The organism is Marinomonas maritima (genome assembly GCF_024435075.2).
Taxonomy (GTDB): Bacteria; Pseudomonadota; Gammaproteobacteria; order Pseudomonadales; family Marinomonadaceae; genus Marinomonas; species Marinomonas maritima.
Genome location: NZ_JAMZEG020000002.1, coordinates 497,917 through 509,983, shown reverse-complemented (window position 1 = coordinate 509,983; position 12,067 = coordinate 497,917). Strand labels below are relative to the sequence as shown.

Annotated in this window: 13 protein-coding genes; all 13 read left to right on the top strand. The window is 44.1% G+C overall.

Features of this window, described 5'->3' with window-relative positions; translation table 11 throughout:
• Positions 1-152: 152 nt before the first annotated feature.
• On the top strand, positions 153-1,382 hold the full coding sequence (locus tag M3I01_RS08430; RefSeq protein WP_255895352.1) for an ABC transporter substrate-binding protein: 1,230 nt from the start codon (positions 153-155) through the stop codon (positions 1,380-1,382).
• Positions 1,383-1,423: 41 nt separating this feature from the next.
• Positions 1,424-3,166, top strand: coding sequence for an ABC transporter permease (locus M3I01_RS08425; RefSeq protein WP_255895351.1), 1,743 nt, complete (start codon positions 1,424-1,426; stop codon positions 3,164-3,166).
• Complete coding sequence (locus M3I01_RS08420; RefSeq protein ID WP_255895350.1) at positions 3,160-3,792, top strand: ATP-binding cassette domain-containing protein; 633 nt, start codon at positions 3,160-3,162, stop codon at positions 3,790-3,792. The genes M3I01_RS08425 and M3I01_RS08420 overlap by 7 nt, the downstream gene beginning before the upstream one ends.
• Before the next feature lie 208 nt (positions 3,793-4,000).
• Positions 4,001-4,639 (top strand): glutathione S-transferase family protein, encoded by a 639-nt coding sequence (locus tag M3I01_RS08415; RefSeq protein ID WP_255895349.1) that lies wholly within the window; start codon positions 4,001-4,003, stop codon positions 4,637-4,639.
• 70 nt (positions 4,640-4,709) lie between these two features.
• Positions 4,710-5,060 carry a hypothetical protein gene (locus tag M3I01_RS08410; RefSeq protein ID WP_255895348.1) on the top strand — a complete coding sequence of 117 codons (351 nt, stop codon included), beginning with the start codon at positions 4,710-4,712 and terminating at the stop codon, positions 5,058-5,060.
• A 311-nt stretch (positions 5,061-5,371) separates the two neighbouring features.
• Positions 5,372-5,845, top strand: a complete 474-nt coding sequence (locus M3I01_RS08405; protein ID WP_275565025.1) for an acyl-CoA thioesterase — start codon at positions 5,372-5,374, stop codon at positions 5,843-5,845.
• 64 nt (positions 5,846-5,909) lie between these two features.
• The gene (locus tag M3I01_RS08400; RefSeq protein ID WP_275565024.1) at positions 5,910-6,374 is read left to right on the top strand and encodes an ASCH domain-containing protein; all 465 of its coding nucleotides are present in this window, start codon (positions 5,910-5,912) and stop codon (positions 6,372-6,374) included.
• A gap of 34 nt (positions 6,375-6,408) precedes the next feature.
• On the top strand, positions 6,409-6,792 hold the full coding sequence (locus M3I01_RS08395) for a hypothetical protein (RefSeq protein WP_255895346.1): 384 nt from the start codon (positions 6,409-6,411) through the stop codon (positions 6,790-6,792).
• Between the two features lie 54 nt (positions 6,793-6,846).
• Positions 6,847-7,260 carry a lysozyme inhibitor LprI family protein gene (locus tag M3I01_RS08390; protein WP_255895345.1) on the top strand — a complete coding sequence of 138 codons (414 nt, stop codon included), beginning with the start codon at positions 6,847-6,849 and terminating at the stop codon, positions 7,258-7,260.
• On the top strand, positions 7,257-7,793 hold the full coding sequence (locus M3I01_RS08385) for a nucleotidyltransferase family protein (protein ID WP_255895344.1): 537 nt from the start codon (positions 7,257-7,259) through the stop codon (positions 7,791-7,793). The genes M3I01_RS08390 and M3I01_RS08385 overlap by 4 nt, the downstream gene beginning before the upstream one ends.
• 549 nt (positions 7,794-8,342) lie before the next feature.
• Positions 8,343-9,512, top strand: a complete 1,170-nt coding sequence (gene doeB2 / locus M3I01_RS08380) for a N(2)-acetyl-L-2,4-diaminobutanoate deacetylase DoeB2 (protein WP_255895343.1) — start codon at positions 8,343-8,345, stop codon at positions 9,510-9,512.
• 28 nt (positions 9,513-9,540) lie between these two features.
• Positions 9,541-10,800: an aspartate aminotransferase family protein gene (locus M3I01_RS08375; protein ID WP_255895342.1), complete on the top strand. Its 1,260-nt coding sequence runs from the start codon at positions 9,541-9,543 to the stop codon at positions 10,798-10,800.
• Positions 10,797-12,059, top strand: a complete 1,263-nt coding sequence (doeA, locus tag M3I01_RS08370) for an ectoine hydrolase (RefSeq protein ID WP_255895341.1) — start codon at positions 10,797-10,799, stop codon at positions 12,057-12,059. The genes M3I01_RS08375 and doeA overlap by 4 nt, the downstream gene beginning before the upstream one ends.
• Positions 12,060-12,067: the final 8 nt, after the last annotated feature.

The window sequence follows — 12,067 nt, the reverse complement described above, 5'->3', positions numbered from 1 at the left end:
TGAGAAAAGGCACAGTGTGAGATTCGCCAATTTCAGCCAGCAACATGGTACGCTAAAACCGATTTTTAATAAAAAACAATTCCCAGAACTGTAAGAAATTGGACATCCATACCGTCTTAGACTCAATAGCCCATAATAATTAGGAGAAAGGAATGAAAAAATCGTTCGTTGCCGCTTCCATCGCCGCCACATTAGTACTGTCCACCTCATCCATGCTAGCTCATTCAGCTCAAACCAGCTCAACGTCAGAAAAGTGGAAAAACACCCTACAAGAAGCCAAAGGACAGACCGTTTACTTTAATGCTTGGGGCGGCGCAGACAACATTAACGACTACATTCAATGGGCAGCAGATCGTATTAAAGACGACTACGATGTCACCTTAAAACAAGTGAAGCTGACCGACACATCCGATGCGGTAAACCGCGTACTCGCTGAAAAAGCCGCAGGTAAAAACACCAAAGGATCCATTGATCTTATTTGGCTTAACGGTGAGAACTTCCGTGCTATGAAAGACAACCACTTGCTGTTTGGCCCTTTTAGCCAAACTTTACCTAGCTACACAAAATACGTCGATGAAAATGCGCGTCAAAGCCTCACTCAGGATTTTGGTACGCCAGTCGATGGCATGGAATCCCCTTGGGGCATGGCACAAGTCATCTTTATGCATGACACCGCAACCTTAAGTAATCCGCCGAAATCCATTCCCGAATTGCTCATTTATGCCAAAGCACATCCGGGTCGAATTACGTACCCTGAGCCACCGCAGTTTCTTGGCTCGACTTTTTTAAAGCAAGCTTTATACGAACTTTCACCGCATCGAAAAGCCCTTTCTCAGCCAGTAGACAGCGTTGATTTTGACAAAATTACCGCGACAATGTGGGCATATCTTGATGAGCTACACGCCGTCGCATGGCGCAGCGGCGAAAGCTTTCCATCCAGTTCAGAAGAAATGATGCGTTTACTGGATGATCAAGAAATAGACGTTGCCCTGAGCTTTGATATTTCGGCGGCTTCCGTACAGATCGACAAAGGCAACTTACCCGATACAGTACGTTCTTATGTATTTAGCGGTGGAACCATTGGCAACACGCATTTTTTAGCGATTCCTTACAACAGCGGCGTGAAAGCTGGCGCACAAGTCGTCGCTAATTTTTTACTGTCACCCGAGGCACAAATCAAAAAACAAACACCAACAGTTTGGGGGGATTTAAGCGTTTTATCCTACGCAAAGCTGTCGAAAGACGACCAAGCTAAATTCGATGCATTACCACGTGGCATTGCAACACTGAACATTGAAGAGCTTGGAAAAACGCTACCAGAACCTCACGCAAGCTGGGTTGGCGCATTAGAAAAAGAATGGCGTCAGCGTTACGCCCAGTAATTCATCATTCAACAAAAACGACATAAGTAATAAGAAGCAAGATGCCGCTAAAACACATTCAATGGATCACAGGTTTTATCACTGTTTTACTGATTTTTCCCATTGTCATTGGTTTGGTCGGCACCTTGCTTCCTGCTTTTCATTATTTCCCCCCACTGGGCGAATATGGCTTTTCTTTATCCCCTTGGCGAAACGTGTTTTCCCAAGGAGAATTTTACGCAGGCCTAAAACTGACCTTAATCACGGGCATTGGTGCGCCCGTATTGGCACTTTGGTTGGCGTTGTCTTTATTAGCTTGGGGTTATCAACGGCCTTTTTTCAAAAAAATAGAAGCCCTGCTTTCACCTATTTTAGCCATTCCTCACGCCGCCATAGCGATTGGTTTGCTGTTTTTATTGAGTCCTTCGGGTTGGATTGTACGACTCTTCAGCCCTTGGCTAACTGGCTTTGAACGCCCGCCGAATTGGATAACCGCACAAGACCCTTATGGCATTTCATTGATCTTCGCGTTAATCATCAAAGAAATGCCCTACTTGTTGTTTGTCATGCTCGCTGCAATGAAAAGCATTCAAGCACGAGAATGCATGCAAGCATGCCAAGCTTTAGGTTACAGCAGATTCACTTTGTGGCGTAAAGTACTCATTCCTCAGCTTTATCCTATTATTCGTTTGCCTATTTTTATCGTCGTGGCATTTAGTTTAACCGTCGTGGATCTAGCATTAGTCATTGGGCCAAATACGCCGTCTACCCTAGCGGTGACTTTATTCCGCTGGTTCAATGATCCCGATTTGGCCATGCGTTACACGGCCAGCGCGGGCGCAATATTCTTAATGATTACGATTTTTTTAGTGCTTGGGGGCTGGGAACTGGCTCATAAAGTGTTTAGCGCCATGACGCGATGTGAACGCAGCAATGGTAAACGTCACGGCGTGTCAGACATCTTGCTGGGCACTGGCGTTATTCTAGGCGTTTTTACTTTACTAAGTGCATTTATAGCCCTTATTCTGCTGCCCTTTTGGTCTTTAGCAAAACGCTGGCGCTTCCCCGACGCACTGCCATCTCAGTGGACTTGGGACAACATAGAACGTGCTACGCCGCTGTTAATGGAACTCAGCGCTAACACCTTGATCATTGCGTTGTTTTCAACTGTGATCGCCTGTGGCATAAGCTTGCTTATGTTGGAAATAAAGCGTCATAGCATAACGAGTTCTGCTACCCCTTCACAGCAACATGCCTTTGACTGGCTCATTTATGTGCCTATCTTGTTGCCGCAAATTGGCTTTTTATTTGGTCTGCATGTGTTACTGATATACCTCAACCTAAATGGTGACCTGTGCGCCATTATCGCCTTGCACCTCATGTACGTATTGCCCTATGTTTACCTCACGTTGAAAGCCCCCTATTTGGCCTATAACGAAGACTATTTATTACAAGCAAATCGTTTAAACCATCGACCTTGGCGTCATTACGTCAGTGTCAAAATCGCCATGCTCAAACCCGCTTTATTTACTGCGTTTGCCATGGGGTTTTCCGTCAGTATCGCGCAATATTTGCCAACGTTAATCGCAGGCGAAGGCCGCTACAGCACATTAACTACCGAAGCGGTGGCGCAAGCCGCATCTGGTGACCGAAAACAAGTCGGCAGCATGGCGCTGTTACAGGCATTCTTTCCCGTTATGGTATTTTGGCTAGCGCAGATCATCCCAAGCCGCTGGACGGCATGGCGACTCACCATCAAAAAACGGCTTAAAAAGGCATTAACAAAAAAGGATAAAACGTGCTGAGCGTCAACGCATTCTCTTTGTCATCGAACGGCAAACCATTGATCCAAAATTTAAGCTTCGACATTGCTGACGGTCACGTCTTGTCTATCATGGGACCAAGCGGCATTGGAAAATCCAGCTTGTTGAACTTTCTAAGCGGCACGCTAGCACCGTCGTTTACCGCTTCTGGCGAAGCGTTTCTTAATGGCGACGCACTCCATACAAAACCGACAGAAATGCGGAAAGTCGGCCTACTACAACAAATGCCTTTGTTGTTTCCGCACATGAGCATCATCGAAAATTTGTTGTTTGCGTTACCAAACAAAACTCGTAAACCAGACCGTCTTGTACTCGCCCACGATGCGCTAAAACGACTCGGTATGACCGACAAAGCCAACGCGTTACCGAAAGAGCTATCCGGCGGCCAACAAGCCCGTGTCGCCTTACTTCGCACATTACTCTCTCAGCCTGACTACTTACTGCTCGACGAACCGTTCAGCAAACTCGACCCAGCACTACGCCGCGACGTACGTGCCTTCGTGCTTACCGAAATACGCCAAGCAAATATCCCCGCGTTGCTTGTTACCCATGATTCTGAAGACGCTAAGGCAATGGAAGGGAAATGTTTGGAGTTGGTTAAAATTTAAACTCAAGGCTTTTCGTTTGCCCATCGTTTATCACCTTCCGTGATAGAGTCAGTACATGGCTGATAAGCCTCCTTATTACCATCACTTTTTATAAAACGTTAGATGATTCTAGGTGGTTGAAGGGCTTAACTTTAATTTTGAAGGCGAAAAAACAACAACTATGTTTTATCTTACACTTTAACGTAAACAACAATATAAGGATCGTCTCTTGTACCAATTATATTTCTATCCATTAAATGCCAGCATGGCGCCTCACTTTGTACTTGAGGAGTTGAATGCTGATTTTGAACTCATCATGGTGGATCGAAAAAATAAGGAACAAAAATCTGCTGGTTACTTGGCTTTAAACCCTACTGGCCGAATTCCTACTTTAATCGATAATGGTTTTGCTATTTTCGAGAGCCCCGCTATCTGCATACATTTAGCTGAAGCACACCCTTCATTTAATTTGATACCGTCTATAGGCGACAAAAAAAGAGCGCTTTTTTTCCAATGGATGATGTATTTAACCAACACCCTTCAAGCTGAATTAATGATCTATTCTTATCCTCAAAGACATACCACAGAGGCTAAGAATGTACCGAATATTATAGACGCTCAAGAAAGTAGGATAACCGACATAATAAAGCTGCTTGACCATGAACTGGAAAACAAAGAGTTTCTTGTGGGGGAAACAATCAGTGTCTGTGATTATTTCCTATTCATGCTGGCTGTTTGGGCTGATGAGCTCAAAACGCCACCTTTATCTTTTACACATCTGTCCCAGTATTTACGTAAATTGGCTCAACGTAAAGCCATCGTTAAAGTATGTCAAACAGAAGGGCTAAGCCTTTTAGACTATCAATAATTTGCATATGAAATTTGAAAAATAAACGATATAAATCAAAATTTTTAAAGTGAAAACAAGGATGCTAATCGTGTCAGATTTGAAAAACGAAAAAGCCATCGCGGAGAACTTTCTCAAGGAAATGCTTGAGGCCGACGATACAGGCAATTATGAGCTATTCATTCAGCACTATGAAGAAAAAGATCTAGTCGATTTTTCTATGGAGCGCTTTCAAAACGACATCAAACACATGCAAGCGCGAAATGGCATGAACCTCGGTTACGAGTATTTTGGTGCCTTACAAGGCTATCGCGAAGGCGATCATGACGGCTGCTTTCGCTTCGTGTGGAAAGGCCTTTATGAAAAACGTGAAGCCTTGATCGTTATTGGCATTCACCGTAAAGACGATACTTGGTATATCAATGAATCCTCGATTCGCTAACGTGAATGCACTGGAATAAAACCTAAGAACCTCAATATTTGCTATGAGTCGATAAACGCAGCGTATTTAAAAGTGTTTTGATGACTTTGTGGCTTATTGTCTTTTGAGACAATTTGAGAAAATAGGTCAAATCAATGTTCCTTCTAAGCCCTCCCCCAAATACATACGGTTTAAAGCGTAAATTGTTAGCATTGTTGGCTTTTTCTGTACTGGTTTCGAAAAAGAAAGAAAATTAGCATTAATGCAGGCCTGTCAGTAAGGCAAATAACACCCATAGCATATTGCTAATAAGTATAATAAAGGAACCTACAATGAGCTTAATTTTCCGAATGATCATGTTGTTGATCGCGTCAAAATTCAAACCGCAATTACCAATTAAGCACCCGAAAAACTCGCTCAAATTACGAGTTTTACCCAATGATTTAGACATTAATTTGCATATGAACAACGGCCGCTATTTGACTATTTGTGACCTATCGAGAGTCGATATGTTTATCCGCACAGGTTTAGCCAGAACCATGCAAAAAGAAGGTTGGATGCCTGTTATCGCAGAGCATACGATGAAATATAAACGCTCACTAAAACCGTTTCAAAAATACGAAGTGACGATGGAAATAATCGGCTGGGATGAGAAATTCTTTCACATGATACACACCTTCTTTGTTGGTGATAAAGTGGTCGCGGAAGGCACGTCCATTGGCTGTGTTATCAGTAAAGCGGGAACCGTTGCGCCTGAGTATGTCATGGAAAAAGTAACGACCAGACTCGAAGCAAAAAAAATCTAACAAGGCTGTACGTTTAAGCCCGTTTACGAAATACTTTGGCAATAAAATAATATACGAGGGCATCATGGACGAACGCAGCCAAACCTACTTAAACCAATACCTACTTTCGCTTCCACTAGGCGCGGCCGAAAAGTACTCTTCTTTTAGCTCAGATTATTTCTGTTCAGATGAAGACAATGCCAATACGTGCGCTGACTTAATTCTACGCGGCGAAAAGCAAGCGTCTTGTAGTATGGATTATTGGTATAGCAACCAAGGCGAAGCCATGCCAAAAATCGGTCATCTACAGGTCGTGACTAATTGGACCGGTGAGCCTATTTGCATTATTGAAATAAACGCCATTTCACGTTGTCGATATTGTGATGTGACCGAAGAATTTGCCGCTGCTGAAGGTGAAGGCGACAAAACGTTGGCTTGGTGGCGAAAAGCCCACTGGGTATTTTTTTCTCTTGAATGTGAAAAACTAAACATCCAACCTAGCGAAGACATGCTGTTGGTCTTAGAACGATTTAAAGTCGTTTACTCATAACTAACTCCTGCTTGAAAGGAACGTGGTAAGAGACATGGATATTCGTCAGAACATTCTATTGATAGACGGAATAGCAGCCTCTTGTGCCGGTGTTGCCGTTATTTCCTCCACAAACTGGCTGCAAGGTTTATATCAGTTACCAGAAGCGTTACTGGTGTCGATGGCCCTAATTAATTTGTCCTATGCTGTTTATTCTCTGTCTCTTTCAATGATAAAAAACCGATCGATGATAGCCATCATTGTATTAGTGGTAGCAAACTCTATTTGGGTAATAAACTGCCTGAGGCTCACTTTTCATTACGCCGATAGCGCCAGTCTCTTTGGCGTATTTCATTTGGTGGGAGAAGCCTTTTTTGTCGGTACACTCGCCTATTTGGAGTGGAAATGGCGCGGCCATTTAACCAAAAAACGAATATAGAGCTCTCCCTTATTAATAACCACACACCTATTCTTACGCATATTAGAGATAACTATGAACAAATATATCATTCTGGTTTTCGCCGCATTCTCTCTTTCCGTTTCCGCGTCTGAGACAGCGATAGATTGTGATAAAGCAATAACAACCATGGATACAAACCAATGTGCTGCCATGGATCTGAGAGTAGCAGACGATGAAATGCACAAATATCTGAGAACAAGTTACCAACACAATGACTACGATCCAGAGCTAATAGTCTCAATCAAACTGGCTCAAAAAGACTGGGAAACTTACATGAAATCGCACTGCGATTCAGTCTATACACAATGGCGAGAGGGCACTATTCGTGGCGTCATGGCTATTTCTTGCAAAACTAAATTAACAAAGCAAAGAACTCACGATATATGGGAAAACTTCTTAACCTATATGGATAGCACGCCGCCAGTATTACCAGAACCGCAAAAATGAATAGAATTATTCGATTAATTGAGCAAGACAAAGTTCGTATAAAAGCGCTTAAAAGCGTTGCTTCTCTTAGCTTACCTCAGTGTTACATAGCGGCTGGCTTTATCAGAAATTTAGTATGGGACTCATTACACGGTAAGCAAACACCCACACCATTAAACGACGTTGACGTAATTTATTATGATGCTAGCGAAAGTAACGAGAATGAGTATTTAGAGCTTGAAGCTCGCTTGTTGACCTTGATGCCAGAGTTAAATTGGCAAGTTCGAAACCAAGCAAGAATGCATATAAGAAATAACGACAAGCCTTATCTAAACTCGGTCGATGCCATGAGTTATTGGCCTGAAAAAGAAACGGCAGTGGCAATTCGTAAACTCGAAAATCAAGATTATGAATGCGTGTCTGTCTTTGGCTTTGATTCGCTATTTGATTTAAAACTGAGTCACAACACAAAACGCACGAAGGCCATATTTAAGCATCGAGTAAAATCGAAGCAGTGGCTAAATCATTGGCCTAAGCTAGTCCTTGTTTATTAGCTATTTTTAAAAAAATAAGCGGGAACTTTAATATCAACCCAAGTCATTGCAGTATTTATTCGTCAATAATACTTTTATTAAGCGTTATTAGTTCTCTCTTTTTTTGCTCTCTTTTTGTCTTGGGTTGAAATTAATCGTCCAAGGTATAAAGTTACACCTCTAATAGTTAGATCTGTAATATTCAATAGAATATAATCCTTACACAACAAATCATTAGACATGGTATCTATTTTTAAACACGACTTTAAGCTAACTGCTTAATATTGGGGCATTCACGCGTATTTTTAGAGAACGTGAAAATGCCGATTTTCGGCATCATTTAGAGAAATAAATGTGAATTTTTAAGTTTTTTTAAAGTTTTTTCATATTTCTCTATGTGTTTGTTTTGAGCGTTTATTTTGATTCTTTCAAGTTTTATTTTCTACAATTTCTGCTTTTTATTGACATTATTTTGATTTTACGCACTTGCAACCCCTTCATTATTTAATTACTACTGTATGAAGTCTTACGAGATTCTTTATCACTTTGTATTTTATTAAGGGGTTCGTTATGCAGGATTCATGGCAAAAAAATATTGCCTTTGCTGAAACCTTGCGTAGGCAATTGCATGCTCATCCCGAGTTGAGCTGGCAAGAAAAAAATACCGCGATACTGGTTCGTAGTCAGCTTGATGCGCTGAATATTTCATGGCGTGCATGCGCAGAAACAGGCACCGTGGCTTGGTTGAATAAAAAAGCTAAAGGCGCGGCAATTGCGTTACGTGGCGATATGGACGCCTTACCGATTCACGAACAAACGGGCAAAGAGTGGCAATCGCTGAATCAAGGTTGCATGCACGCTTGCGGTCATGATGGTCATACAGCAACCCTATTAGCAACTGCCCGTTGGCTCAAACAGTTTGAACATGAATTACCTCAACCGGTGGTATTGATTTTTCAGCCCGCTGAAGAAGGTTTTCATGGCGCTCGTGAAATGATCAAAGATGGTGCATTAGAAGGTGTTAAAGCTATTTACGGTTGGCATAATTGGCCCGCTTTACCTTACGGCACTATTGCTTGTCCAGACGATATTGTCATGTGTGGTAATGGCACTTTTAGCATGGAATTTAAAGGTCGCGGCGGACACGCTAGTCAACCAGAATTGTGCGCAGACCCGCTACTCGCCGCCAGCGCGGTGAATGTGGCATTACAGCAAATTGTTAGCCGACGCATTGCGCCACAAGCAACCGCGGTAATCAGTGTCACGCAAATGAATGGCGGCTCGGCACCGACGGTGATTCCAGAAAGCGCCACGCTAAATGGCAGTATTCGAGTGCCAGATGAAGCAACACGTCAGCTTCTTAATCAGCATATTTCTGCGGTGGCAACACAAACCTCAGCCGCTTATGGCGTGGAATGTGTGGTGCAACATGACACCCGCTATCAAGCCACCATCAACCATAAAGCACCAGCTACTCAAGCCCGAGATGCGTGGCAATCGCTGTATGGTCAACAAACGCTAAACCATGGGCAAGCCTTGCCTATTATGGCGTCGGAAGATTTTAGTTACTACTTGCAAGCCATTCCAGGGGCATTCGCCTTGATTGGCAGCAACGATGGCGAAGGACATGACGTTCCTTGCCATAGTCCTCATTACGATTTCAATGATCGACTGATTGCGGATGTTTGCCGTTGGTTTTGCCAACTGGCTGGCCTTCGTAATCAATCACTTACCAAATAGATAACCAAACGGCTACTTAGGAGACGATATGAGCATTTTTGAACAACGAGAATCCAACATTCGAGCTTACGCTCGCACGTACCCAACGGTTTTTGTTACGGCGAAAAACGCTCGTCAAGTTGACGAAGATGGTAAGGAATACATCGATTTCTTTGCTGGCGCTGGGGTATTGAACTTTGGTCACAACAATCCTCGTATGAAGCAGGCCATGATTGATTACCTGCAAAAAGACGGCGTGTTACACAGTCTCGATATGCAGACACAAGCCAAAGCGCACTTTATGCAGAAATTTACCGACGTTATTTTAGAACCTAGAAACATGCCACATTGCATGCAGTTTATGGGTCCAACCGGCACAAATGCAGTGGAAGCCGCGATGAAGTTGGCAAGAAAGGCCACCGGACGACACAATATCGTGGCGTTTAGCCAAGGCTTTCACGGCATGACGCTCGGCGCATTGGCCGCGACGGCGAACGACTATTTTCGCCAAGCGTCTGGCGTGCCTTTACTGCACGTCAGCCATGAATTATTTGATCAAGAGCACGACAAAGAAGCGGCACTTGACGCACTAGAAGCACTGGCAAGCCAATACCGCGACCCTTCCAGTGGCATAAAACCGCCTGCGGCATTCATGGTCGAAACTATTCAGGCGGAAGGCGGTGTCAACATCGCCAGTGCACAGTGGATGCAGGCGTTAGAAAAACTCGCAAAAGAATTTGGCTCTGTGTTGATCGTGGATGATATTCAAGTCGGTTGCGGTCGTACTGGGTCGTATTTCAGCTTTGATGACATGGGCATTAACCCTGACATTATCACCTTGGCCAAAGGCATCGGCGGCGCAGGCACGCCCATGGCAATGAATCTGGTGCATCCAGATTTGGACAAACATTGGTCGCCAGGTGAGCATACCGGAACATTCCGTGGACAAAACTTGTCGTTTGTCGCTGGTGCAGAAGCCTTGAGTTATTTTGAAGACGACAAGCTGATGTCTGAAGTGACGATAAAAGCGGAGCAAGTCCGTCATGCCCTTGAACCCTTACTCACTGAAAACAGTGTTAAAGCGCTGCGCGGAAAAGGGTTTATTTTAGGCTTGGACATGGGCAGCGGTGAAGTAGCGGCTAAAATTGTACAGCGTTGTTTTAAAAAAGGCTTAATGATTGGGGCTTGCGGCAAAGGGGGTCGAGTGTTGAAGATCATTCCTCCGTTGACGATTCCTGAGGCGGATTTGATGGAAGGCCTGGATATTTTAAAAAGCGCCGTACGCTTTGTTATGGAGGAAGCCGCATGATTGAACGCGATGATATGACATTTACGTTTGCTGAATATCAGCGTCGGTTAGACGAATTGCGCGTACGTATAGCAGAGCGCCGTTTGGATGCCATTGTGATCACCGATCCAGAAAACATCACCTATTTAACCGATTATCAGACGACGGGTTATTCCTTCTTTCAGGCGTTAGTGATCCCGCTGGATAAAGAGCCGTTTATGATTACTCGGGCGTTAGAAGAATCTAACGTGTTTGCGCGCACTTGGGTGGAAATAACGCGCCCTTATCCAGACACCGGCGATGCCATCCAAATGCTGGTCGATGCATTACGTGAATTTGGCTTAGGCGACAAACGCATTGGCTATGAAAGAAACAGCTATTTCTTTCCTGCGTATCAACAAGATTGCATTCATACCACCTTGAAAAATGCCAAATTAATGGATTGCTTCGGCATTGTGGAAGAAGGTCGGATTTGTAAGTCGCAAGAAGAAATCATGGTCATGCGCCGCGCCGCGCTCGCCACGGAAGCGGGTATGAAGGCAGGTATTGAAATTTGCCGACCGGGTATTACGGAGAATGAAATCGGCGCCGAGATTGCGGCGGCTATGTTCCGTGCGGGTGGCGAAACACCCGCCGTGATGCCGTATGTCACATCCGGCCCGCGAACCATGATTGGCCACGCAACTTTTGAAGGCCGCACCGTTCAAGATGGCGAACATGTCTTTCTGGAAGTAGGCGGCTGTTATCGTCGTTATCATACCGCCATGATGCGCACGGTCATTTTAGGCGAGCTGTCGGACGCCATGTATCAATCACAGGAAATAATGAAACGCGCACTCAATGAAATTCATCGTGTGGTGCAACCAGGCATGACTGTGTCGGACGTAGATAATATGGTGCGCAATATCATTATGGACAACCAAGTAGGAGCGAGCCTGATTACCCGCTCGGGCTATTCCATTGGCATCGCCTTCCCTCCAAGCTGGGATGAAGGCTATATCATTAGCTTAAAACAAGGGAATTCGGCGGTGTTAAAACCCGGTATGACCTTCCATATGATTCCATGGATGTGGGGCATTGAAGGCAATAAAACCTGCGGTATTTCGGACACCATTGAAATAACTGAAGACGGCTGTCGATCCTTTTTTAATATGGATCGTGACTTCACCGTGAAACCAACTCTTGCTGATCAAACGTCCGCCATTGACCTTTCAAGTGCGTTTCCAGCCAAAAATGCCGCAAAGAAAACCAAGGCGAGCAACAAGAAAGCCGCCAGCTGATAAGAGGT